The organism is Roseateles sp. Mitsp63 (assembly GCF_059491535.1).
Window position 1 is genome coordinate 4,037,699 of sequence record NZ_CP168509.1, and the last position, 22,702, is coordinate 4,060,400.

Genomic DNA, 22,702 nt, shown 5'->3' on the forward strand with positions numbered 1-22,702 from the left:
GATGCTCGAAAGCGGGCTAGTGACTCCATTGAGCGAAAAATTTCAACGCGCTTTCCAGTAATGGAAAACCTCATCCCGAACCTTTTGGCCAAGCCCCGGAGCCGCCTTCTCCAGCTTTGCCAGGAGGAGCTCAGTACTCCGCCGCATGCGCGCAAGGTCCGGCTCACGATAAATCAGCCGATGAGGGTCACCGATGATCCTCGAGCAACTGTCGACGCCAAACAGATGCGCACCAAAATGTATTGCCAAGGCGTTTGAACTGGCAAAGGGCGGCGTCTCCCGGTCCATTCCCTTCGCCACAACAGGGCTGCCGGCCGTCGGAAATACATCAACAAACCCAAAGCTGCCCGCCTCCTGATCGATCAATATATTTCGTCCAAAAAAATCCAGATCGATATGGTAGCAATCATTCATTTCAGCGATCAGAAAAATCGCGTCATCGAAAGCCTTCTGCGGCATTTCCGAGATACCCTTCAATCGCTTCGAGTAGGCGCGCGAAAATTCAAGATATTTCTCATGAAAATCCTTCCCGTGATTTAAATCCGGCCTGCGCGGAACGGGACCATATTCATTCATTTCGACCTTGAAGCCGGGTAACTGAAAGCCATGCTCGGCCGCCTCCTCTTTTCCGATCCGAAACGGCTCACCGGAGCTCAATTTTTCCAGGAAATAGCGAGCGGCCTTTAGACCCGATTCCTCATCGCACTGCCGTGAGTTAAATTTGACAAGTTGGCTGAGCGTAGAGCAAGCAACGGTGTTATTCATCACCTTGTCGAGGCGCTTCATCGCATCCCAATAGCTGTCCGCCGGACGGCTTCCGCTGACCTTCCGAAGCAGCAGCATACTTAATTCGCTCAACGGCCGATGCATAACCCCGTCCTGGCCAGCATCGGGCCCAGGCGATGTTTCCACGCTCGCAAGCGCAATGCCCAAGCAGCGGTTTTGACGCATCCTGGCCGGCCAGTCGATGGGAGCCAGAACCACCTGACCTCGTCCAAGCATCTCCTCGCTTGTTTCGGGAAACCTGCGAGGCACTCGAAGCAGGAGATCCTGGTAGTCCGGAATCCGGTAAACCTTGGCCTGCATACCGCTCGCAAACCTCTTCCTGGACAGTGAATCAGCCAGTACCTTGCACGCATCATTCCGGCCCAGTTTGCACAATTGCAGGCCGGCGGCGTCATCATCACGGCTGGTTATCGGCTCGATGGCTTGACTGTCCTCGCTAATGGCGGCCTCGTGATTCCAATCGTGCGCAGACGCACCACCGATTCTCATGATTCAAACCCCTTTGGTGACTCGAAAGTCGATCAAATTGATCCGACCTAGTGAACGACCCGAGTCAACAGGTTTCAAGAGACTTGTCACCAGCAAATCGCGCCCTTCCCGGATCAGCACGTGCCACGAAAACCCGGTCTGAGAAGTTGCATCGAATGTGACGCTCGGTAATCGAACTTGTAACAACACCGCGGACGGACCTACGATTTCAGGGCATCCACCCCTTTCAAGGTCCTCCCATGAACCAGAAACAGACCTCCCGCCCCTCGCTGGCCAAGCGCGCGATCGCCTCGACGCTGATCGTGTCGTGCTCGCTGATGGCGCTGCCGATGCACGCCTTCGCCCAGGTCGTGCCCACCGACGCGCTGGTCCAGCCGGCCGCGCCGGCCGGCTCCGTGGCCGACAGCCGCGCCCGCGTCAACGCCTTCTTCGCCCGCGAGGACGTGCGTCAGGCCATGGTCAAGGAAGGCGTCGATCCGAGCGCCGCGCAATCGCGCGTGGACGCGATGTCCGATGACGAGATCCGCTCGCTGGACGGCCGCATCGCCGACGCGCCGGCCGGCGGCGACGTGCTGGGCATCATCTTCACCGTGTTCGTGATCCTGCTGATCACCGACATCCTGGGCTTCACCAAGGTCTTCCCCTTCACGCGCTCGATCCGCTGAGGTCCGCCATGCGCGCCGTCGACACGCCCTCCCCGCGTTCCTCGCGCGCGGCGCGGCTTTCCGGCCTGGCCGGTCTGGCCGCGCCGATGCTGGCCGCCGCGCTGCTGCTGGGCGGCTGCGCCAGCACGCCGCCGCAGCTGAGCGCGCTCGAGAAGCAGTGGCCGGCCGACCTGCCGGCGCGCATCGACCTGTCGGCGCAGACGCCTTTCGTCGCGCAGGACGACTACGAATGCGGCCCCGCCGCGCTGGCGATGCTGCTGCGCACCGCCGGCAAGCCCGCCACCATCGAGCAGCTCAAGCCGCAGGTCTTCCTGCCCGGCCGCAAGGGCTCGCTGCAGGCGGAGATGCTGGTGGCCGTGCGCCGCCAGGGCCTGCCGGCCTACGTCGTGCCGCCGCGGCTGGATGCGCTGCTGACCGAGGTCGCCGCCGGCCATCCGGTGATCGTGTTCCAGAATCTGTCGCTGGACATCGCGCCGGTGTGGCATTACGCGGTCGCGGTCGGCTACGACAAGGAGCGCCGCACCATCCTGCTGCACAGCGGCAAGACGGCTCGGCAGGAGATGGAGCTGCCCGTCTTCGAGCGCACCTGGGCGCGCGGCGACTACTGGGCGATGACGACGCTGCCGCCGGATCAGCTGCCGGCCTCCTTGGATGGCGCGCAGACCGGCGCGGCGCTGGCCGCGCTCGAACGCCTGGACGGCAATGCGGCGCGCAAGGGCTACACCGCCGCGCTCGCGCGCTGGCCCGGCGAGCCGGTGCTGCTGCTGGGCGCCGGCAACACGGCCTATGCCGCCAAGGACCGCCGCGCCGCCGCCAAGGCCTATGCGCGGCTGACCGACGTGCGGCCCGACATTCCCGAGGGCTGGAACAACCTCGCGCAGGTGCTCTACGAGCAGGGCCTGCGCTACAAGGCCTCGCTGGCGATCGAGCGCGCGGTCGCGCTCGGCGGCCCGCGGCTGGACCAGTACAAGGCGCTGCAGAAGAAGATCGGCGTCGGCATGTGAGACCGGCGCGCGCGCCGCGCCAGGGTCTGGATCAGGGTCTGAAGTCGATCGCCCGCTGCGCGGCCTCCAGCGCCGCGTCGGCCGCATAGCTCCACGAATCGAAGCTGCGCTCCAGCTCGTGCCAGTAGCCGTCGAGCACGGGCGCTCCGCCGGGCGCCGGATGCGCCGCGATCACCAGGTAGCGCGCTCGAAAGGGTCCCTCGCCCACGACTTCGCGGACGAACCATCGTCCGTTGTGACTCTCGACGCCGCCCACGGCATCGGTCTGGTCCGGCTTGGCTGACATGAAGGCATCTCCTTGCGGGGCGCGAAAGCCCGTGATGGCCCGTTAATCAAGTGTCGCGTTCCCGTGCAAGCAGGAAACGCCAGCACGCCTGGGCAAGTTTCCCTCCAAGCGTCGCCCCGCGCCACGCAGGCCGACGATCTTTTACCCCCGCATTACATGGCGGTCCGCCACACGCCTGCACGGGCGATGCGCGAAGCAACTTCCACGCCGGAAGTGTCGGGATTCATTACACCGGCTGACCCATTCTCCGGGGACATCCCCGGCAAGTGCTTGAGGCCGCAGGGAATCCCCGCCGGTGGCTTGGATGTTGCTTGCCCGGACCGGTTTCCCGGCCTCCCGCCCCCAGGGAACGACCACAAGAACGACTGCCACGAGAGAGAGAACCACGATGACCCGCTCGCCCCTCCTTCCCCGCCTCCGGTCCGTGCTGGCCGCCGCCGCGCTGTGCGCCGCGGGCGCCGCCGCGCAGGCTTCGGTGCTGATCCTCGGCGCGCCGGCGCTGGGCGGCGGCCTGGCCGACGTGCAGTCCAAGATCGCCGGCGCCGGCGTGCTCAGCGGCGTGGTCGACGTCTTCAACGTCCACACCGGCACGCCGACGCTGGCCATGCTCACGGCCTATGACGCGGTGCTCGTGTTCTCCGACACCAACATCAAGAACAACCCGGCGATCGGCGGCTTCGCCAACGCGATCGAGCTGGGCAACGTGCTGGCGGATTACGTCGATGCCGGCGGCGGCGTGGTCGAGGCCGGCCTGTCGAACGCGACCATTCCCTTCGGCGGTCTCAACGGCCGTTTCGTGACCGGCAACTACGACGTCTTCGACATCGACAACCGCCAGGCCAGCTGCGGCGGCCTGGGCGCGATCTCGGTCGCCGGCAGCCCGATGCTGCGCGGCGTGGACAGCTTCGATGGCGGCGCGTCGGCGCTGTGCTTCAAGCTGACGCCCAAGGCCGGCGCCACCGTCGTCGCCTCCTGGACCAACGGCCGCGCGCTGCTGGGCTATCGCGATGACCACAACGGCATGGTCGCCAGCCTCAACCTGTTCCCCGAGTCCAGCGACATCCGCGCCGACCTGTGGAGGACTTCCAGCGACGGCGCGCTGCTGATGGCCAACACGCTGGCCTTCGCGGCCGGCGAGCTGCCGGAGCCGGATTCGCTCGCGCTGCTGGGCATCGCGGCGGTGGCCGCGGGCCTGGCCGCCCGGCGCCGCGCGCGCCGGGCCTGAGCGCGCCTTCGCCCCCCCCCGATGCGGGCCAGGGCCTGAGGGATACTGCGGCGCATGTCCACGCCGCCGACCTTCAGCTTCCCCGTCCCGCCCGCCGATCTGGTGATCACGCCCGAGGAGCGCGCCGCGCTCTACTTCATCCCGCAATCGCCCGGCGGCATGCCGGTCAGCGAGGAACTGCAGCAGCGCCTGCAGGACAAGGGCCTGGCGACGGGCATCCGCGAGGACGGCCGGCGCTGGCTCACCGAGCTCGGCGACCGCGCGCGCCTGGGCAAGATCTGACCCCGCGCCCCGCGCGCGCCGGGACCTCAGTGCCGCTTGTACTGGGTCGCGCCGAACAGCTGCTCGCGGGCCTTGTCATCGACCAGCGGCCGGCGCCGGTCGGCCAGCACCTCGACGCCGCGCTGCACCGCCGGCCGCGCCGCGATCTCGTCGAACCAGCCCTTCAGGTGCGGGTAGTCCGCGAGCTCCACGCCCTGGTTCTTCCAGCTGCGCAGCCACGGGAAGATCGCGATGTCGGCGATGCCGTACTCGCCGCCCGCGATGTAGCGGCTGTGCGCCAGCCGCTTGTCGATGACGCCATACAGCCGCTTGGCCTCGTTGGTGTAGCGGTCGATGGCGTAGGGCAGCTTCTCCGGCGCGTAGATGCGGAAGTGGTGCGCCTGCCCCAGCATCGGCCCCACGCCGCCCATCTGGAACATCAGCCACTGCAGCGCCTCGTAGCGTCCGCGCGTGTCCTCCGGCAGGAAGCGGCCGGTCTTGCCGGCCAGGTAGAGCAGGATCGCGCCCGACTCGAACAGCGCCATCGGCTGGCCGTCCGGCCCGTCGGGATCGACGATGGCGGGGATCTTGTTGTTGGGGCTGATCGCGAGGAACCTCGCGTCGAACTGGTCGCCGTTGCCGATGTCCACGGGAATCACCCGGTAAGGCAGGCGGCATTCCTCCAGCATGATGTGGACCTTGTGGCCATTGGGCGTGGGCCATGAATACACTTCGATCATTCTGCGATCTCCGTAGGAGCGCGAGGCCCCGGTCGTCGACACGTCAATGCACGGACCCTTGGCCACGCGCGCACCGTCCCGCCTCATGGTAATCAAACAAATCAAACAGTGGTTTGCCGCCCGCGCCAACGCGGCGCGGTGGCGCCCCTTGAGCGACTGGGCCGCGGAACGCGGCGGCCAGCTGCGCCACGCCCGTGACGGGCGCGGCTTCGTCATCGACCTGCCCCGCACGCTGCCCGGCCTGACCCGCATCGAGTGGGGCCCCTCGCAGCGCAGCTACATCGAGGGCTTCGAGCTGCGCATGCGCTGCGAGCTCAAGATCAATCCCGACATGCAGATGATGGTCATCGAGCGCAAGCTGATGGAGCGTCTGGAGAGCAACGTGTTCGAGGCCTACACCGACACGCTGCGCACGCGGGTGGACACGGACACGCCGGAGGAGATGCGCTGGCTGGTGATGTTCCCCAAGCAGTCGCAGATCGAGTCCAAGCTCGTGCGGCAGAGATTCGGCGCGGTGGGGATCAACCGCGAGCTGATCATGGCCTGGCTCGACAAGGAGCTATCCGACCGGCTGGCGCAGGCGACGCAGGATGTGCTGATCGAGGGGCGGCCGTTCGTGCTGCTGAGCTTGAGAGGGAATGTGTACCTGCGCACGGCGATGGCGGAGCCGGCGCTGGCGGAGGTGCAGGCGTTGACGCAGGTGCTGGACGCCGCGTCGACGAGCGCGCAGGCGGTGCATCAGCGGCTGGGCGACGGCGGGCCGTGGCCGACGACGACATCGGTGGCCTGGCACAGCCGGCCCTCCGAAGGGGACTACAACGCGCCGGCTTGACGGGCGGGCCTACACCCTCGCCCCAGCGGGGAGAGGGAGGGGAGAGGGGGCTCGTGCCACAGCGCTGCTGCCCTTCGAAGCACCCCCTCTCCCCTGCCCTCTCCCCCCTCGCGGGGGGCGAGGGAGTTCTTGCCGGCAGCGCCCGCCCCTTCTTACACCCTCGCCCCAGCGGGGAGAGGGAGTTCGTGCTGCCAGCAACGTCAGGCGAATAGGTCGGCTGAACCGGCCACCGCCTCGGTGCAATCGATCAGGCGCCCCTGCCCCGTGATGAACGCGCAGCGCACCGGCTCGCCGGGCTGCAGCGCCATCACCGCTTCGCGATAGCGCCACAGCTGCTGCAGGTACTCCGGGTTGCGCTGCGGCGCGGGATTCAGCTTGTAGTCGAGCACCCACCACGTGCGCACGCCGCTCGCATCGAGCCGGCTGACCAGCCGATCCAGCCGCATGTCATGGCCATGCCAGCTGAGCGGCACCTCGTTGCCGCTCCAGTCGAGCGCCTCGGCCTCGAAGAACGGTGCGCACTCGCCGCTTCCGAGGATCGCCTTGACGCTGCGCTGCAGCCGCTCATCCCGGCGCGCATCGAGCCCGTACATCTGCGCCGCCGCGGCCATCAGCCGTTCCAGCGCATGCGCCCCGCCCTGCGGTCCGCTGTGCCACTCGAGCACGCGATGCAGCGCCTCGCCGAGCGCCGCGCTCTCGTCCACTTCGTCGGGGCTCTGGCCCACCGCGTCCCCCGCGTCCGAAGCCTCGGCCGGCAATGGCTCGACACGCGGCAGGACCTTCAGCCGCACCGGCTCGTCATCCCGCGGCCCGCTGCCGGCGCCGGCCTCCGGCACCGCCAGCGCCTGGGCGTACGGCTGCACCCGGGTCCACCAGCTCGCCGTCGCCGCCTGCCGCTTCGCGGGCGTGCGGCTCAGCAGCAGCCGATGCCGCGCGCGCGTCATCGCGACATACAGCGCATTGAGCTCCTCGCGCTGGCGCTGGTCCTTCTCGTCATCGAGCAGCGCCTGCAGCGACGGCGGCGGCTTGGCCTCCGACACGATGAACGCCACCGTGCGCGGCACCGCCTCCTGCACCGGCCATTCAATCGCGAGCGCCATGCTCTCCGAGCGCGCCGGCCCCGCCTCCGCGTCCATCAGGATCACGACCTTGGCCTCGAGCCCCTTCGCGCCGTGCACGGTCAGCAGCTGCACCGCGTCCGGCTCGGCCGGCGCGGCGAGCTTCAGCGCGCGGCTCTTGAGCGCGCGGACGAAGCCATAGAGGCCGGCGTAGCGCCCGCCATCCAGCTCCAGCGCCAGCGCGAGCAGCGCCTCCACCGCATGCAGGCGCGCGCGGCGCTCGCTGGCGGGCACCGCGGCCGCCAGCCGCGCCATCAGATCGCCTTCATGCACGATCGCATCGAGCAGGTCATGCGGACTGCGCAGCACCGCGATCGAGGCCCAGCGCGACAGCAGCTCCCGGGCGCGGCGCAACGGCTCGCCGAGATCATCCGGCGAGGCCTGGAGCAGGGTCTCCCACCAGCTCAGCGCGACGACATCCTTCTGATCCTCGGCCAGGATCTCCCGGCCCAGCCATTTCACCGAGCGCGATTGCTCGGCCAGCCACAGCAGGTCCGCCTCGCTCGCGCCGAACAGCGGGCTGCGCAGCGCATGCGCCAGCGAGAGCTGATGCCCGCTCGACGCGATGGCATCGAGCAACGCGAGCAGATCCCGCACGTCGGGCGCATCCAGCAGCGCCATGTCCTCGGGCGCGGCATGCGCGATGCCGCGCGCCTTCAACTCCTGCGCCAGCACGCGCAGTCCCTCGCGCTTGCGCGCCAGCACGAAGATCTCGCCGGGCTGCGTCGCGCCCGTGGCCAGCAACTCGGCGATGCAGGCGGCGATGCGCCCGGCCTCCGCCTCGCGCCGATGCAACTCGGGCTCGCGGCGCGACTCGGTGAGGCTCGGACGCCATGCCTCGGGGTCGCGCCCGGATCCCTCGGCGGCGGCCTCTTCATCGTCATCGCCGCCTTGATCGCCGGCGATGAAGAACACACCATCCAGCGCGTCCCCATCGCCCGCCTCGGTCGTGTGCGCGCGGAAGCCGCTGTACTGCTGCGCCAGGCTCGCCGATTCAAAGACCGCATTCACCGCCGCCAGCACCGGCGCCGAATTGCGCCGCGTGTGATCGCAGGCGAGCAGCACGCCATCGAGCCCCTCGCGCACGAAGTCGCGGGCCGCGGCGAAGACGCGCGGCTCGGCGCGGCGGAAGCGGTAGATGCTCTGCTTGGGGTCGCCGACGATGAAGACCGACGGCGGACGCTGGCCGCTCGCGCCGCCGCCCGCGCCGACGTAGCCCGACAGCCAGGCATACAGCGCGTGCCATTGCAGCGGGCTGGTGTCCTGGAACTCGTCGATCAGCAGATGGCGGACCTGGCTGTCGAGCCGCTCCTGCACCCAGCCCGACAGGTCCGCGTCGCCGAGCAGCGCCAGCGCGCCGCGCTCGAGGTCGTTCATGTCGACGAAGCCGCGCTCGCGCTTGAGGCGCTCGAATTCGTCGAGCAAGGTCAGCGCCAGCGCGCACATCTGCTGATGCCAGGCGCGCGCGCGGTCCTGGTCGAGCGCCTGCTGCAGACGGCTCAGCTGATCGCCGAGCTGCGTCAGCAGCGGCGAATCGCCCAGCGCCTTCACGAGCGTGCCCTTCTGCGTGAAGAGCTCCGCGCGCACGGCGGCCAGCGCGTCGGCATCGGCGTCGGCGTCGGAGCCAGGGCCGAAGGTGGTCAGCGCCGTCTCGATCGCCACGGCAGCGGCCTTCTGCGTCTTGTTCTTCCCCTGGCCCAGCTCGATGGCGAGCGCCTGCAGGCCGGCGCGCATCGCGGCGAAGGCATCCAGCGGCGAAGCGAAGCCCGCGAATTCCGGCACCACCTCCGCCGCGGCCGGCATGCTCTCGAGCAGCCGTCCCTGCTGATGCGCCAGCCGCAGCTCGACACGCTTGTCGAAGGCCGACTCCAGCCAGCCGATCAGCTTGTTGCGGCCGTGGATGAGGCTCAGCTCGCGGTACACGGTCAGCAGCGCGTCGTCCGCCAGCACCGCCGTGTGGAATCGCTGCCAGAGCTCGGGCATGAGGTCGCTCTCGTCCTCGAGCAGCTGCAGCTCCGGCGAGAGCCCCTGCGCGCGCAGCAGCTCCAGCGGCGCGGCGCGCAGCAGCTGCGAGAACCAGGCGTGGAAGGTGCGGATCTCCACCGGCCGGGCGTCCTGCAGCAGCCGCTGCTGCAGCGTCGCCAGCCGCGGCGCGAGGGCCCGGGCCTCGTCCTCGGGCAGCCCGCGCTGACGCAGTGCGAGCACGCGGCCGGCGTCGTCGCAGTGGGCGAACTCGTGCAGCCACTCGTTCAGGCGGGCGCGCATCTCGCCGGCCGCCTTGCGCGTGAAGGTGATCGCGACGATGTCCTGCGGCCGCGCGCCGTCCAGCAGCGCGCGCAGGATGCGCGACACCAGCATCCAGGTCTTGCCCGCGCCCGCGCAGGCCTCGACGACGACGCTGCGCGCCGGATCGCAGGCCAGCGCGTAGAAGCGCTCGCGCGCCACCGGGGCGCCATCGAGCGTGTAGGCGGCGATCGCCGGCGCGGTCATGGCGCGGCCCCTTCCCAATCGTCGCGGCGGCACAGGCCGCGCATCTCGCAGTAGGCGCAGGCGACGCCCTCGCCCAGCGCGGGCAGCGGCTCGCCGGCGTGGATGGCCAGCAGGTCGCCGCGCAGGCCGTCCAGCATCACGGCCGCGGTGGTGGCGACGCCGTCATGCTCGATCGCGGTGATGCCCTTCGAATCGTCCAGGGCCAGGTATTGCGCGCGGAGCGGCGCGGGAGAGTCCGACCCCATGAGCACCGCGTAAACGCTGAGCTGCGTGTCCTCGAGCGGATTCGCGACCTTGTCCTTCAAGCCCTTGACGCTGCCGGTCTTGTAGTCGACGAGCAGCCGCCCATCGGGAAGCGCGTCGACGCGGTCGATGCGTCCGAGCAGCGCGAGGTCCTCGAGCGCCGGCTCGATCCCCTCCCACGGACGCACGCGGCGATCGACCTCGCCGCGCTCGAAGCGCTGCCCCTCGGCCTCACGCCCCGCGAGCCACTCCAGATACGCCGGCAGGAAGCGCGCGAAGCTGGCCGAGTACGGCAGGAACTCCGCGGGCGCCAGCCCCAGCTCGCGCATCTGATCCTGCGCCGCGCGCTGCAACCGCGCCGCGTCGTCGAGCACCGGGTCCAGCCCCTGCGCGCGCTCGGTATGGAACTGGTGCAGCACGGCGTGCAGCCAGGTGCCGTAGTCGCGCTTGTCGGCCTGGACATCGAGCTCACTGGCCTCGCGCAACCCCAGCAGCACGCGGGCGAAGAACTGGTAGGGGCACTGGCGCAGCGACTCGACCGCGCTGGCGCTCAGCGCCGCGGGCAGCCGGCCTCCGGCACGCGCGGCGGCGCGCGCGGCATGGCCTGCGGTCAAGGCCGTCTCCAGCCGCGGATCTCGCCAGTGCGGCAGCGCGTGCCCGGCCGCCTGCAGCGCGAGTTCGAGCCGGTCCAACAGCGGGCTGGCCGCCAGCGGCTCGCTGCCGAGGTGGCCACGGCGCAGCAGCGTCACCGCCGGCGCACGCAGCAGCTGCGCGAATTGCCAGGCCAGCGCCTGGCGCTTGTCCTCGACGGTCGGCAGGCCGAGCTGGCGCGCCAGCGCGTCGCCGATCAGCGCCGGCCCGGGCGGCACCGGACCGAGCGTGGCGGCATCCGCGCCCGGCAGCACGATCGCGCCGAACGGGCGCAGCATCGTCCGCGCCAGCGGCGTGATCATGATCTGCAGGCCGCCTTCGAGCGGCGGCTTGTACTCGCCAGCCTCCAGCGTCTGCGAGACCCAGTCGACGAACTCGGAGGCGCTCAGTTGCGCGTCCTTGAGCACCGCTTCATGCCCCGAGCCGGGCCATGGCGTCTTGCTCAGCCAGAGCGCCTCCAGCACTTGCGGTCCGCCGGCGGGCTGGCGCTTGAGCTGCTCGTCGGCGCCGAGCTGCTGCAGCGTCTGCAGCAGCGCCGCGATCCAGTCCTCGAGCGATTGCACGCCGCGCTGCTGCAGCGGCGCCAGCGCCTCGCGGGCGGCCTCCCACAGGCGCGCGCTGCCCGGCGGCAGCCGCTCGGCGCGCACCGCCTGCGGCGAGGACCAGCCGCGCTTGCGGCAATGGCCTTCCAGCGCGCTCAGCGAAGCGCTGCCGCCGCGCTCGCGCAGCGACGCGGCCAGCGGCGTCTTCAGCCAGGCGAGCCAGTCGTCCACGCCCGCGTCACGCCGCGCCGCGCGCAGCATCGCCATCAGCTGCGCGGCCGGCGCGGTCGTGGCCAGCGTCCAGCCGGTCTCGTCCTTGATGCCCAGGCCCTGCCGCTCCAGCAGCGCGCGCACGCGCCGCAGCAGCACGCGGTCCTGCGCGATCAGCGCGACCGGCGCGCGGCCTGCCTGCAGATGGTCCAGCACCGACGCGGCGCTGCATTGGGCCAGGTCCTCGAAGTCGTCGCAGACGGCCTGCTCCAGCCGGCCCACCGGCGCGCCGCCCTCGAACGCCGCATCCAGCGGCAGGTCGGCGTTCAGGCGCAGGCAGGGAATGCCGGCGGCCTCGGCGCTGGCCAGCAGCGCGTCCGCCAGCGCGTCGGGCCCGCCGCATTGCAGATGGAGCCAGGCGCTCGGGCGCAGCTGGAAGAGCGCATCGGTCGCCGGCGCGCGGCCGTCAGCCGCCGCCCATTCGAGCGCGACCGCCAGCAGCGCGCGCTCCAGATGGCCGACGCCGCCCTGCTGGGCGAGCGCCTGCCGGCCCTCCTCCCAGAACGCCGCGCGCCGCGCCGGGTCGCGCAGCGCGGCCTCGCGCGCCAGCGCATGCGCCGACTCGACCAGCCGCAGCACCGCCGCGTGGTGGGCGCGCGGATCCTGCTCGCGCAGCGCCTCGGCCCAGCTCTGCCCGCGCAGCAGCGCGCGCGCGGCCAGGGCGTCGATGGCGGCATCGCCGGTGATCTGCTGCGCCTGCGGCAGCGGGCTCGGGCCCAGCGCCGAGGCCAGGCTGCGCGTCGTCTCGATGCGCGGCTGCCAGCGCGACAGCTTCATCCAGGCCAGCCGCGCCGGCTGCAGGTGCTGCGCGAACGGCAGCAGCAGCACCGCGTCGCGCGCCGGCAGGCCGCGCGCCTCCAGCCAGCCGGCGGCGCGGCGCGCCACGCCATCCCAGATCGCGGCGCTGGTGTGGGCTGGCGACAACGGGAAATCCGCCGGCGGCGCGGCGGGAGGCATCGGGGGCGGCGGCGTGATCGGCAAGGCGGTGGCGGAGGGTCGATCCGAAGATCCGGTCAATGGCGGCGGTCAATGGCGACGATAGCGACGGCGAGGCCCCGGACGGCTTGAGTTCCGCCCCGCGCCCCCTCATGTGGGACGAGCGCCTACTCGGGCCGAGGTTTCCGGGCTTGTGTGAGAATGATCATTCCCTGCAACCCTGGGGCCCCCGAAGCGGTACACATTGTCGCCCGGCTGGCCGCCCGTCCGTGGCATCCGCCCGGCAGGGACATCACGCAAGGACCATCTCCATGAGCAGCGAACAGATCAAACACATCTCCGACGCCTCGTTCGACAGCGACGTCATCAAGTCCGACAAGCCCGTGCTGGTGGACTACTGGGCCGAGTGGTGCGGCCCCTGCAAGATGATCGCCCCCATCCTGGACGAAGTGGCCAAGGACTACGGCGACCGCCTGCAAATCGCCAAGCTCAACGTCGACGACAACCGCGAAGTGCCCGCGAAGTTCGGCATCCGCGGCATTCCGACGCTGATGCTGTTCAAGGACGGCCAGCTGGCGGCGACCAAGGTCGGCGCCCTGTCGAAGGCCCAGTTGACGTCGTTCCTGGACGCCCACCTATAATCATCCGATCCGTCAGGGCCCAAGCGGCCCCGGCGGTCAACTGCCAACACGCCCGCCCGGGCCCCGCGGCGTCCTCGGACGCCGTCGATCGTTCCGGGTGAGCGCGTGGACTCGGCGCCCAAGACTCCACGCATCTCTCAGGTCCGCTACAACGCGGCACGCGTCCCTTGGGCTCGCCGTTGTTTGTGTCCCTGGCCTTGGCAGGCCCTGGACGACAGACCGGGTCAACCCCCCCATGCATCTTTCTGAACTGAAGGCGCTTCACGTCTCCGCCCTGATCAAAATGGGCGAAGAACTGGAGATCGACAACGTCGCTCGCATGCGCAAGCAGGAGCTGATGTTCGCGATCATGAAAAAGCGCGCCAAGGCCGGCGAGCAGGTCTTCGGCGACGGCGTCCTCGAAGTCCTGCCTGACGGCTTCGGCTTCCTGCGCTCGCCCGAGACCAGCTACATGGCGTCCACGGACGACATCTACCTGTCGCCGAGCCAGATCCGCCGCTTCAACCTCCACACCGGCGACATGATCGAAGGCGAAGTGCGCGTCCCCAAGGACGGGGAACGCTACTTCGCGCTGGTCAAGGTCGACCGCGTGAACAACCTGACCCCGGAGGAATCCAAGCACAAGATCATGTTCGAGAACTTGACACCGCTCTTCCCGAAGGAGCAGTTCAAGCTTGAACGCGAGATCCGCAGCGAGGACAACATCACCAGCCGCATCATCGACCTGATCGCGCCGCTGGGCAAAGGCCAGCGCGCACTGCTCGTCGCCCCGCCCAAGTCGGGCAAGACGATGATGATGCAGCACCTGGCCCACTCGATCGCGGCCAACTATCCGGACGCCCATCTGATGGTGCTGCTCGTCGACGAGCGCCCCGAGGAAGTGACCGAGATGCAGCGCACCGTGCGCGGCGAGGTCATCAGCTCCACCTTCGACGAGCCGGCCGCGCGCCACGTGCAGGTCGCCGAGATGGTGATCGAGCGCGCCAAGCGCCTGGTGGAACTGCGCAAGGACGTGATCATCCTGCTGGACTCGATCACCCGCCTGGCCCGCGCCTACAACAACGTGCTGCCCAGCTCCGGCAAGGTGCTGACCGGCGGCGTGGACGCCAACGCGCTGCAGCGCCCCAAGCGCTTCTTCGGCGCCGCGCGCAATATCGAGGAAGGCGGCTCGCTGACCATCATCGGCACCGCGCTGGTGGACACCGGCTCCAAGATGGACGAGGTGATCTACGAAGAGTTCAAGGGCACCGGCAACTGCGAAATCCACCTGGATCGCCGCATGGCCGAGAAGCGCGTCTATCCGTCGATCCTGCTGAACAAGTCGGGCACCCGCCGCGAGGAACTGCTGCTCAAGCCGGAAATCCTCCAGAAGGCCTGGATCCTGCGCAAGCTGCTCTACCCGATGGACGAGATCGAGGCGATGGAGTTCATCCTCGACAAGATGAAGTCCTCGAAGAACAACCATGACTTCTTCGACATGATGAGGCGCGGGGGGTAAGCCCCACCCCTCACGGACTTCACGAAGCCGCCCACTGGGCGGCTTCTTCATTTCCAGCTATACTCCGCGTTTTTCCGCTGTCGACAAGTGCACTGCAAGGGGCAGTGTGGCTGGCGGCACTGCAGCGAGGACTCCAAGATGGCCAAAGAAGGCATTCACCCCAACTACCGTGACGTGGTCTTCGTGGACCAGTCCAACGGCGCCCAGTTCGTCATCCGTTCGACGGTGGTGACCAAGGAATCGATCAAGCTGGACGACGGTCGCGAACTGCCGCTGGTCAAGCTGGAAACCTCCAGCGAATCGCACCCGTTCTACACCGGCACGCAGAAGAGCGTGGACAGCCTGGGCGGCCGCGTCGAGAAGTTCCGCAACAAGTTTGCGAACCTGCGCAAGAAGGCCTAAGCGGCCCAGTGGACCGGATCCGCATCCGGTCCCCGCGAAGAAGGCAGCCTCACCGGCTGCCTTTTTTCATGGCGCGCCAGATGCCGCCCCCATTCGCGCCGCCTCTTGCCTGTCGCTGCTTGACGCTCCTTTACCGCGCCCTGCCAGGAGAGTCGTCCGGACCTCACCGAAGCTGCGGCATGATGCGCACCGGCACCCACAACGACAACGAGACAGACGCGCATGAATCTGCCCACCCCGGCCGTCGTGGCCGAGCGCAGCACCCACCCCATCCCGCGCTGGGCCCTGCTGCTGCTGTGCGCGGCCTACGTGCTGCCCGGCCTCTTCGGCCGCGACCCCTGGCGCAATGCCGACCTCACCGCCTACGGCTACATCGCCAGCATCGTGCAGGGCCACGCCCCGTGGCTGCAGCCGGCGATCGCCGGCCTGCCGGCCGATGGCGGCCTCCTCCCCTATTGGATGGGCGCACTGGGCGTCAAGCTGCTGCCCTTCCTCGAGCCCGCAGTGGCCGCGCGCATCCCCTTCGGCCTGATGCTGGCCGCCGTGCTCGCGCTGGCCTGGTACAGCTGCCTGCACCTGGCCCGCACCGAAGCCGCCCAGCCGGTCGCCTTCGCCTTTGGCGGCGAGGCCCATGCGGTCGACTACGCCCGCGCCATGGCCGACGGCTGCCTGCTGGCGCTGATCGCCAGCCTGGGCCTGCTGCGCCTGGGCCACGAGATCACGCCGGAGATCCTCCAGCTGCTGGGCATCACGCTCTTCGTCTACAGCCTCGCGGCCGTGCCGTTCCGGCAATGGAAGGCCCGGGCGGCGATGCTCGCCGCGTTGCCGATCCTGGCCACCAGCGGCGCGCCCGCCGTCGCGCTGGCGCTGGCCGTCGGCGCGCTGTGGCTCAGCTACCGCTCGACCTATGAGGACGCGCGCAAGTTCCTGCCCTGGATCCTGGGCGCGATGGTGCTGGCCGCGCTGGTGGCCTGGCCCATGCACGGCTGGGCCTGGCGGGTGCGGGCCAGCGAGCGCAGCCTGCTCGACTGGCTGCGGCTGACGGGCTGGTTCTGCTGGCCGGTCTGGCCCCTGGCCGCATGGTCGCTCTGGCGCTGGCGCGCGCACCTGATGCGCCGCCACATCGCCGTGCCGCTGCTGGCCTCGCTGGTGCCGCTCGTCACCAGCCTGCTGATGGGGGCCGACGACCGCGCCCTGCTGCTCGCGCTGCCGCCGCTGGCGGTGCTGGCGAGCTTCGCGCTGCCGACCTTCCAGCGCAGCGCAAGCGCCCTGCTCGACTGGTTCTCGGTGTTCTTCTTCACCGCGGGCGCCATCTTCCTGTGGCTCTACTACACCGCGCTGCAGCTCGGCTGGCCGCCCAAGCTGCTGGCCAACGTCCGCAAGCTGGCGCAAGGCTACGAGCCGGAATTCGGTCTGCTGACCTTCGTGCTGGCGCTGCTGGGCACCATCGTCTGGCTGGGGCTGGTCCGCTGGCGCACCGCCCGCCACCGCCACGCGATCTGGAAGAGCCTCGCGCTGCCGGCAGGCGGCGTCGCGCTCGCCTGGCTGCTGACGATGACGCTGGGCCTGCATCCACTGAACTACGCGCGCAGCAACAAGCCGCTGGTGGACCGCATCGGGGCCCATCTGCCGAAGGACCTCAATTGCATCGCCGCGCCGACGCTGCCGACGCACGCGCTCGCCGCGCTCGAGTTCCAGGGCCGTTGGCGCATCGATGCCACGCGGGATCTGAGCAGCACGAGCTGCTCGGTCGCGATCTCCGTGCAGGCCGACAGCACGCCGATGCCACCGAATGGCTGGCGCGTGCTGGGCGTGGTGCGCAGACCGACGGATCGCTTCGCGACCTATCTGGTGATGCAGAAGGAGCGCTAGGCGCCCGGCTCAGCTCAAAGGTCTTCGCCGCCCGCCAGCGCTGCCGGCGCCGATTCGTCGCCCATGGCGGTCGCGTCGGCCAGGCGGATGCGCGCGGCGGGAAACTGCAGCCGGAACCTGGAGCCCTTCCCCGGCTCGCTGTCGATGCGCAACTCGCCGCCGTGGCGCTGCACCACGTGCTTCACGATGGACAGCCCGAGCCCGGTTCCGCCGGTGTCCCGGGACCGGCTGCCATCGACGCGATAGAAGCGCTCCGTCAGCCGCGGCAGGTGCTCGCGGGCGATGCCGGGACCGTTGTCGATCACCGAGATCTCGCCGCCATGGTCCGGCAGCCAGCGCCATTGCAGTTCGATGCGTCCGCCTTCGGGGGTGTAGCGCACCGCGTTGCTCACCAGGTTGGCGATCGCGCTGAGCACCTCGGTCTCGGTCCCCGCCAGCTCGACGCCCGTCTGCCGCTCGCACACGAGTTCATGCCGCCCGTTGGACAGCGCCTGAGCGTCCGCCGCGATGCGCGACAGCAGCGGATCCAGCGAGATCCAGTGATCGGCGGGCGGACGCGGGCTGCCTTCCAGTTGCGCCAGCGTCAGCAAGTCGCCGACCAGCGTCTGCATCCGCGTCGTCTGCTGCTGCATCAGGTGCAGCACGCGCTTGCGCTCGGCCTCGGTCAGCTGCAGGCTGGCCATGGTCTCGATGAATCCGGCCAGCACCGTCAACGGCGTGCGGATCTCATGCGAGACATTGGCGACGAAGTCGCGCCGCATCGCCTCGTTGCGCTCGCGGTCGGTGACGTCGAGCGACAGCACCAGCTTGCGCGATTCGCCAGCGACGCCGTAATCGCGCACCAGCACCTGCAGCGTCGACTTGGCGCGGGTATTGGTCAACGTGAGCGGCTGCTGGAAATTGCCCTGCTGCAGATAGGACACGAACGCGGGATAGCGGACCAGGTTGGTGATCCGCTGCAGCTTGTCGCGCTGCGGATCCAGCGAGAAATGGTCCCCGGCCACGACGTTGCACCACTGGATGTGGTCCTGGCCGTCGAGCAGGATGACCCCGTTGGGCGAGGCCTCGATCGCGAGCAGGAACTGCTCGAGCTGCTGACGCTCGCGCTCGTAGCGGCGCTCGCGGTCGCGCAGGCCGCGCTCGACGCGATAGGCCATTTCGCCCCAGAGGCCCGACACGCGCGGCGCGTCGTCGTCCTGGTCGCCGCGCAGCCAGACCACCAGCCGGTGCGCGCGCGCCGCGTCCCAGATCGCCATCATCACGACGGCGGCTCCCGCGGCCAGCGCCGCCGCCAGCTGCGGCATCCGCAGCCATTCCCCCAACCAGTAGCCCAACCCGCCCGCGATGCCGGTGCCCAGCACCAGCATCAGCACCCGCGACAACATCCAGGCCATGGCGGACTCAGGCCGACAGGGCGCTGCTTTGCTGGGTCAGTCGATAGCCGGCGCCTCGCACCGTTTCGATCATCCGCGCGCAGCTCACCTTCTCGAGCGCTTCGCGCAGGCGCTTGACATGGACGTCGACCGTGCGTTCCTCGATGAACACGTGGTCGCCCCACACACGGTCCAGCAGCTGCGAGCGGCTGTGCACGCGCTCCGGATGCGTCATGAAGAAATGCAGCAGGCGGAACTCGGTCGGGCCGAGCTTCACCTCGACGCCCTCGCGGCTGACCCGGCGCGTGCCCGGATCGAGCACCAGGCCGCCGACCTCCACCGCCGAGTCCAGCGCCTCCGGCGCCTTGCGGCGCAGCACCGCGCGGATGCGCGCCAGCAGCTCGTTGGTCGAGAACGGCTTGGTCAGGTAGTCGTCGGCGCCGGCGTCCAGGCCGGACACCTTGTCCACCTCTTCCGCGCGCGCCGTCAGCATGATGATGGGCAGCTCGCGGGTGCGGGTCGCGCCGCGCCATTGGCGGGCCAGCGCCAGGCCGGTCTGCCCCGGCAGCATCCAGTCGAGCACGACCAGATCGGGCAGCACCCGATCCACCTCGAGTTGCGCCTGCTCGGCATTGCCGGCCAGCGTCACCTCGAAGCCGGCGTGGCGCAGGTTGATGGAGATCAGTTCAGCGATCGCGGACTCGTCCTCGACGACCAGGATGCGACTCATGCGGGGTAACTCCTCTTGTTCGGTCCCGCCGGTCCTGGCGCCCCGATCGGGGCCGGGCCGGACGGGTGGATCGCGTTCGGTGCTCAGCGCACCATGTGCTCGACGGCGTCGGGCGAGTTGTGCCGGACGTCCGTGCCCTTGACCACGTAGATGATGACCTCGGCCAGGTTCTTGGCGTGGTCGCCGACGCGCTCGATCGCCTTGGCGACGAACACCAGGTCGATCGACGACGAGATCGTGCGCGGGTCTTCCATCATGTAGGTGATGAGCTTGCGCATCAGGCCGTCGAATTCCTTGTCGATCTGGTCATCGGCCTTGAGCACTTCCAGCGCGCGATCCACGTCCAGGCGCGCGAACGCGTCCAGCGCCTTGCGCAGCTGCGCGGTGGCCAGCTCGGCCTCGTACGACAGGTCCGACATCGGCAGCCGCAGGCGGCTCGACACGCCGGTGTTGATCAGGCGCTGCACCGTGCGGGCGATGCGCGCGGCCTCGTCGCCGACGCGCTCCAGGTTGGCGATGGTCTTCGAGACGGCGATCAGCAGGCGCAGGTCGCGCGCGGTCGGCTGGCGGCGGGCGATGATCGTCGACAGGTCGCGGTCGATCTCGACCTCCATCGTGTTGACGATCTCCTCCTGCTTGAGCACATGGCTGGCGATGTCGCCGCTGAAGGTGCCCAGCGCCTCGACGGCCTGCGCCACCTGCGACTCCACCAGCCCGCCCATCTCGAGCACGCGCGTGGAGATGCCGCTGAGCTCGGCGTCGAATTGGGTTGAGAGATGCTTGTCGGTCATGGTGTGTTCTCCCCTCTGATCAGCCGAATCGTCCGGTGATGTAGTCCTCGGTGTCCTTGCGCTTGGGCTTCATGAAGAGCTCGGCGGTCGGTCCGAATTCGATCAGGTCGCCCAGGTACATGTAGGCGGTGTAGTCCGAGCAGCGCGCGGCCTGCTGCATGTTGTGCGTCACGATGGCGACCGTGTAGTCGTGCTTGAGCTCGTGGATCAGCTCCTCGATCTTGCCGGTCGAGATCGGGTCCAGCGCCGAGCAGGGCTCGTCCAGCAGCAGGACTTCCGGCTTGATGGCGATGCCGCGCGCGATGCACAGGCGCTGCTGCTGGCCGCCCGAGAGACCCGAGCCGCTCTGGTTCAGCTTGTCCTTGACCTCGTTCCACAGCGCGGCCTTCTTCAACGCCCATTCGACGCGCTCGTCCATCTCCACGCGCGACAGCGTCTCGAACAGGCGCACGCCGAAGGCGATGTTGTCGTAGATCGACATCGGGAACGGCGTCGGCTTCTGGAACACCATGCCCACCTTGGCGCGGATCAGCGACACGTCTTCCTTGCTGGTGAGGATGTCCTCGCCGTCCAGCAGGATCTGGCCCTCGGCGCGCTGCTCCGGATAGAGCTCGAACATCCGGTTCAGCGTGCGCAGCAGCGTCGACTTGCCGCAGCCCGACGGGCCGATGAAGGCGGTGACCTTGTTCTCGGGAATGTCCAGGTTGATGTTCTTCAACGCGTGGAAGCTGCCGTAGTAGAAGTTGAGGTTCTTCACCGAGAGCTTCGCCTTCTCGGTCACCGGCATATCGACTTTGACGTCCATGTTGTTTCTCGATTCCTTGGATTCGTTGAGCGCAGGCTGTTCAGCCGATCAATGCTTTTCCTTGAACATCACGCGCGCGACGATGTTGAGGAGCAGCACGCCGATGGTGATGATGAAGACGCCGGCCCAGGCGAGCTTCTGCCAGTTCTCGTAGGGGCTCATCGCGAACTTGAAGATGGTCACCGGCAGGCTGGCCATCGGGCTGCCCAGCGAGCTGGTCCAGAACTGGTTGGACAGCGCGGTGAACAGCAGCGGCGCGGTCTCGCCCGAGATGCGGGCCAGCGCCAGCAGCACGCCGGTCACGACGCCGGCGCGGGCGGCCTTGAGCGTGACGGTGAGGATGACCTTCCACTTGGGCGTGCCCAGCGCGTAGGCGGCCTCGCGCAGCGCGTTGGGGATCAGGCTCAGCATGTTCTCGGTGGTGCGGATCACCACCGGGATCACGATCAGCGCCAGCGCCAGGATGCCGGCCAGCGCCGAGAAGGACTTCATCCGCGTCACGACCACCGTGTAGATGAACAGGCCGACGACGATCGACGGGGCCGACAGCAGGATGTCGTTGATGAAGCGCACCGAGGCGCCGAGCCAGGTCTTCTGGCCGTATTCGGCGAGGTACACGCCGGCCAGCACGCCGATCGGCGTGCCGATGCAGGTGGCCAGGCCGACCATCAGCAGCGAGCCGTAGATCGCGTTGGCCAGCCCGCCGTCCTCCGCCATCGGCGGCGGCGTCATCTGGGTGAAGGTCGCGATCGTCAGGCCGCCGACGCCCTGGATCAGGGTCTCGAGCAGGATCCAGATCAGCCACACCAGGCCGAATCCCATCGCGCACATCGACAGCGTCAGCGCGATCTGGTTGATGCGCTTGCGCTTGTTGTACATCGCCAGACGCTTGGCGTTGGTGGCGCTCATGTGCGGACTCCCTCGTTCTTCTTCAGCTGGTTGAGCAGGACCTTGGAGAACGCCAGCACCACGAAGGTGATGAAGAACAGGACCAGGCCCAGGTAGATCAGCGAGGCCTGGTGCAGGCCCGCGCCGGCTTCGGCGAACTCGTTGGCCAGCGCCGAGGTGATGCTGTTGGCGGCCTCGAAGACCGAGAGCGAGTTCAGCTGGTTCATGTTGCCGATCACGAAGGTCACGGCCATGGTCTCGCCCAGCGCGCGGCCCAGGCCCAGCATGACGCCGCCGACCACGCCGGTCTTGGTGTACGGCAGCACGACCTTCCAGACCACCTCCCAGGTGGTGGAGCCCAGGCCGTAGGCGGACTCCTTGAGCATCGCGGGGGTGACCTCGAACACGTCGCGCATCACCGAGGCGATGAACGGGATGATCATGATGGCCAGGATGATGCCGGCCGACAGGATGCCGATGCCCACGGGCGGGCCGGACACCAGCGCGCCCAGGTAGGGCACGCCGCCCAGCAGCGACTGCAGCGGCTGCTGCACGTAGGTGGCCAGGATGGGGCCGAACACCAGCAGGCCCCACATGCCGTAGACGATCGAGGGCACGGCGGCCAGCAGTTCGATGGCGATGCCCAGCGGGCGGCGCAGCCAGCCCGGCGAGAGTTCGGTCAGGAACAGCGCGATGCCGAAGCTCACCGGCACGGCGATCAGCAGCGCGATGAGCGAGGTCATCAGCGTGCCGTAGATCATCACCAGGCCGCCGAACTTCTCCTGCACCGGATCCCAGTCCGCGGTGATCAGGAAGTTCAGGCCGAACTGCTTGATCGCGGGCGCGGCGCCCACCAGCAGCGAGCCGATGATGCCGGCCAGCAGCGCCAGCGTCAGCCATGCCGCGCCGTGCGTCAGCAGCGAGAACACCGTGTCGGCCCAGGGGGCGACACGGCGGCGCTGCGGCGGACGTCCGTCCGGCTTCGCGCGCGCCTGGCCGCGCTCTCGGTCAAGGGAATTGGCTGGAAGTATTGCGGCCACGGGGCCTCCGCTGGAATGTTTGGAGTCTGCGCGCCGTCCGCCTCCTCCGGCGCCGGCGCGTCGTTCACGACGTCTCTGGAGAGATCTTCTTGTTGTGAGGCGATGCGGTCCTGTGCGAAGGCCC

At 68.9% G+C, this 22,702-nt stretch carries 20 protein-coding genes; 9 read left to right on the forward strand and 11 right to left on the reverse strand.

What is annotated here, in order from left to right; translation table 11 throughout:
* Nucleotides 1–42: 42 nt before the first annotated feature.
* A complete protein-coding gene (locus ACEN96_RS17610) occupies nucleotides 43–1,275 on the reverse strand; it encodes a hypothetical protein (RefSeq protein WP_495584377.1) in 1,233 nt (410 codons plus the stop codon).
* Between the two features lie 239 nt (nucleotides 1,276–1,514).
* Here ACEN96_RS17610 and ACEN96_RS17615 point away from each other — a divergent pair, with 239 nt between their 5' ends.
* Nucleotides 1,515–1,940, forward strand: a complete 426-nt coding sequence (locus tag ACEN96_RS17615) for a PA2779 family protein (protein WP_495584378.1) — start codon at nucleotides 1,515–1,517, stop codon at nucleotides 1,938–1,940.
* Nucleotides 1,941–1,948: 8 nt separating this feature from the next.
* Nucleotides 1,949–2,944, forward strand: a complete 996-nt coding sequence (locus ACEN96_RS17620) for a PA2778 family cysteine peptidase (protein WP_495584379.1) — start codon at nucleotides 1,949–1,951, stop codon at nucleotides 2,942–2,944.
* A 31-nt stretch (nucleotides 2,945–2,975) separates the two neighbouring features.
* Here the strand turns inward: ACEN96_RS17620 and ACEN96_RS17625 are convergent, their stop codons facing one another.
* Nucleotides 2,976–3,230, reverse strand: coding sequence for a hypothetical protein (locus tag ACEN96_RS17625; protein WP_495584380.1), 255 nt, complete (start codon nucleotides 3,228–3,230; stop codon nucleotides 2,976–2,978).
* 388 nt (nucleotides 3,231–3,618) lie between these two features.
* On the opposite strand from ACEN96_RS17625, the gene ACEN96_RS17630 reads away from it, so the two are divergent.
* Both ACEN96_RS17630 and ACEN96_RS17635 read left to right on the forward strand, forming a co-directional pair.
* Nucleotides 3,619–4,455 carry a PEP-CTERM sorting domain-containing protein gene (locus ACEN96_RS17630; RefSeq protein WP_495584381.1) on the forward strand — a complete coding sequence of 279 codons (837 nt, stop codon included), beginning with the start codon at nucleotides 3,619–3,621 and terminating at the stop codon, nucleotides 4,453–4,455.
* A gap of 54 nt (nucleotides 4,456–4,509) precedes the next feature.
* Nucleotides 4,510–4,737, forward strand: a complete 228-nt coding sequence (locus tag ACEN96_RS17635; RefSeq protein ID WP_495584382.1) for a hypothetical protein — start codon at nucleotides 4,510–4,512, stop codon at nucleotides 4,735–4,737.
* 26 nt (nucleotides 4,738–4,763) lie between these two features.
* Here ACEN96_RS17635 and ACEN96_RS17640 read toward each other — a convergent pair whose 3' ends face one another.
* A complete protein-coding gene (locus tag ACEN96_RS17640) occupies nucleotides 4,764–5,456 on the reverse strand; it encodes a glutathione binding-like protein (protein ID WP_495584383.1) in 693 nt (230 codons plus the stop codon).
* 148 nt (nucleotides 5,457–5,604) lie between these two features.
* Here ACEN96_RS17640 and ACEN96_RS17645 point away from each other — a divergent pair, with 148 nt between their 5' ends.
* Nucleotides 5,605–6,288 (forward strand): hypothetical protein, encoded by a 684-nt coding sequence (locus ACEN96_RS17645; RefSeq protein WP_495584384.1) that lies wholly within the window; start codon nucleotides 5,605–5,607, stop codon nucleotides 6,286–6,288.
* A 200-nt stretch (nucleotides 6,289–6,488) separates the two neighbouring features.
* Here the strand turns inward: ACEN96_RS17645 and ACEN96_RS17650 are convergent, their stop codons facing one another.
* Both ACEN96_RS17650 and ACEN96_RS17655 read right to left on the reverse strand, forming a co-directional pair.
* Nucleotides 6,489–9,896: a UvrD-helicase domain-containing protein gene (locus ACEN96_RS17650; RefSeq protein ID WP_495584385.1), complete on the reverse strand. Its 3,408-nt coding sequence runs from the start codon at nucleotides 9,894–9,896 to the stop codon at nucleotides 6,489–6,491.
* A complete protein-coding gene (locus ACEN96_RS17655) occupies nucleotides 9,893–12,526 on the reverse strand; it encodes a PD-(D/E)XK nuclease family protein (RefSeq protein ID WP_495584386.1) in 2,634 nt (877 codons plus the stop codon). The genes ACEN96_RS17650 and ACEN96_RS17655 overlap by 4 nt, the downstream gene beginning before the upstream one ends.
* A gap of 323 nt (nucleotides 12,527–12,849) precedes the next feature.
* On the opposite strand from ACEN96_RS17655, the gene trxA reads away from it, so the two are divergent.
* From trxA to ACEN96_RS17675, 4 genes are all read left to right on the forward strand, one after another.
* Nucleotides 12,850–13,179 (forward strand): thioredoxin TrxA, encoded by a 330-nt coding sequence (gene trxA, locus ACEN96_RS17660; protein ID WP_495584387.1) that lies wholly within the window; start codon nucleotides 12,850–12,852, stop codon nucleotides 13,177–13,179.
* A gap of 235 nt (nucleotides 13,180–13,414) precedes the next feature.
* On the forward strand, nucleotides 13,415–14,677 hold the full coding sequence (gene rho, locus ACEN96_RS17665) for a transcription termination factor Rho (RefSeq protein WP_343642377.1): 1,263 nt from the start codon (nucleotides 13,415–13,417) through the stop codon (nucleotides 14,675–14,677).
* A 138-nt stretch (nucleotides 14,678–14,815) separates the two neighbouring features.
* Nucleotides 14,816–15,079: a type B 50S ribosomal protein L31 gene (locus ACEN96_RS17670; RefSeq protein WP_495584388.1), complete on the forward strand. Its 264-nt coding sequence runs from the start codon at nucleotides 14,816–14,818 to the stop codon at nucleotides 15,077–15,079.
* Nucleotides 15,080–15,301: 222 nt separating this feature from the next.
* A complete protein-coding gene (locus ACEN96_RS17675; RefSeq protein ID WP_495584389.1) occupies nucleotides 15,302–16,951 on the forward strand; it encodes a hypothetical protein in 1,650 nt (549 codons plus the stop codon).
* Nucleotides 16,952–16,965: 14 nt separating this feature from the next.
* Here the strand turns inward: ACEN96_RS17675 and phoR are convergent, their stop codons facing one another.
* The 6 genes from phoR to pstC all read right to left on the reverse strand — a co-directional run bounded on the left by phoR (nucleotide 16,966) and on the right by pstC (nucleotide 22,578).
* Nucleotides 16,966–18,345 carry a phosphate regulon sensor histidine kinase PhoR gene (gene phoR / locus ACEN96_RS17680; protein ID WP_495584390.1) on the reverse strand — a complete coding sequence of 460 codons (1,380 nt, stop codon included), beginning with the start codon at nucleotides 18,343–18,345 and terminating at the stop codon, nucleotides 16,966–16,968.
* A gap of 7 nt (nucleotides 18,346–18,352) precedes the next feature.
* The gene (gene phoB, locus ACEN96_RS17685) at nucleotides 18,353–19,054 is read right to left on the reverse strand and encodes a phosphate regulon transcriptional regulator PhoB (protein WP_343642382.1); all 702 of its coding nucleotides are present in this window, start codon (nucleotides 19,052–19,054) and stop codon (nucleotides 18,353–18,355) included.
* An 83-nt stretch (nucleotides 19,055–19,137) separates the two neighbouring features.
* Entirely contained in the window at nucleotides 19,138–19,845 is a 708-nt protein-coding gene (gene phoU / locus ACEN96_RS17690) for a phosphate signaling complex protein PhoU (RefSeq protein WP_279760059.1), read from the reverse strand.
* Between the two features lie 19 nt (nucleotides 19,846–19,864).
* Nucleotides 19,865–20,650 carry a phosphate ABC transporter ATP-binding protein PstB gene (pstB, locus tag ACEN96_RS17695; RefSeq protein ID WP_091733906.1) on the reverse strand — a complete coding sequence of 262 codons (786 nt, stop codon included), beginning with the start codon at nucleotides 20,648–20,650 and terminating at the stop codon, nucleotides 19,865–19,867.
* A 48-nt stretch (nucleotides 20,651–20,698) separates the two neighbouring features.
* Nucleotides 20,699–21,559 carry a phosphate ABC transporter permease PstA gene (pstA, locus tag ACEN96_RS17700; RefSeq protein WP_495584391.1) on the reverse strand — a complete coding sequence of 287 codons (861 nt, stop codon included), beginning with the start codon at nucleotides 21,557–21,559 and terminating at the stop codon, nucleotides 20,699–20,701.
* Nucleotides 21,556–22,578, reverse strand: a complete 1,023-nt coding sequence (pstC, locus tag ACEN96_RS17705; protein ID WP_495584392.1) for a phosphate ABC transporter permease PstC — start codon at nucleotides 22,576–22,578, stop codon at nucleotides 21,556–21,558. The genes pstA and pstC overlap by 4 nt, the downstream gene beginning before the upstream one ends.
* Nucleotides 22,579–22,702 lie beyond the last annotated feature (124 nt).

Excerpts from the sequence above, each read along its gene's own strand:
- ACEN96_RS17610 (WP_495584377.1), bottom strand. The coding sequence starts at position 1,275 with ATGAGAATCGGTGGTGCGTCTGCGCACGATTGGAATCACGAGGCCGCC.
- ACEN96_RS17615 (WP_495584378.1), top strand. The coding sequence starts at position 1,515 with ATGAACCAGAAACAGACCTCCCGCCCCTCGCTGGCCAAGCGCGCGATC.
- ACEN96_RS17620 (WP_495584379.1), top strand. The coding sequence starts at position 1,949 with ATGCGCGCCGTCGACACGCCCTCCCCGCGTTCCTCGCGCGCGGCGCGG.
- ACEN96_RS17625 (WP_495584380.1), bottom strand. The coding sequence starts at position 3,230 with ATGTCAGCCAAGCCGGACCAGACCGATGCCGTGGGCGGCGTCGAGAGT.
- ACEN96_RS17630 (WP_495584381.1), top strand. The coding sequence starts at position 3,619 with ATGACCCGCTCGCCCCTCCTTCCCCGCCTCCGGTCCGTGCTGGCCGCC.
- ACEN96_RS17635 (WP_495584382.1), top strand. The coding sequence starts at position 4,510 with ATGTCCACGCCGCCGACCTTCAGCTTCCCCGTCCCGCCCGCCGATCTG.
- ACEN96_RS17640 (WP_495584383.1), bottom strand. The coding sequence starts at position 5,456 with ATGATCGAAGTGTATTCATGGCCCACGCCCAATGGCCACAAGGTCCAC.
- ACEN96_RS17650 (WP_495584385.1), bottom strand. The coding sequence starts at position 9,896 with ATGACCGCGCCGGCGATCGCCGCCTACACGCTCGATGGCGCCCCGGTG.
- trxA (WP_495584387.1), top strand. The coding sequence starts at position 12,850 with ATGAGCAGCGAACAGATCAAACACATCTCCGACGCCTCGTTCGACAGC.
- rho (WP_343642377.1), top strand. The coding sequence starts at position 13,415 with ATGCATCTTTCTGAACTGAAGGCGCTTCACGTCTCCGCCCTGATCAAA.
- ACEN96_RS17670 (WP_495584388.1), top strand. The coding sequence starts at position 14,816 with ATGGCCAAAGAAGGCATTCACCCCAACTACCGTGACGTGGTCTTCGTG.
- ACEN96_RS17675 (WP_495584389.1), top strand. The coding sequence starts at position 15,302 with ATGAATCTGCCCACCCCGGCCGTCGTGGCCGAGCGCAGCACCCACCCC.
- phoR (WP_495584390.1), bottom strand. The coding sequence starts at position 18,345 with ATGGCCTGGATGTTGTCGCGGGTGCTGATGCTGGTGCTGGGCACCGGC.
- phoB (WP_343642382.1), bottom strand. The coding sequence starts at position 19,054 with ATGAGTCGCATCCTGGTCGTCGAGGACGAGTCCGCGATCGCTGAACTG.
- phoU (WP_279760059.1), bottom strand. The coding sequence starts at position 19,845 with ATGACCGACAAGCATCTCTCAACCCAATTCGACGCCGAGCTCAGCGGC.
- pstB (WP_091733906.1), bottom strand. The coding sequence starts at position 20,650 with ATGGACGTCAAAGTCGATATGCCGGTGACCGAGAAGGCGAAGCTCTCG.
- pstA (WP_495584391.1), bottom strand. The coding sequence starts at position 21,559 with ATGAGCGCCACCAACGCCAAGCGTCTGGCGATGTACAACAAGCGCAAG.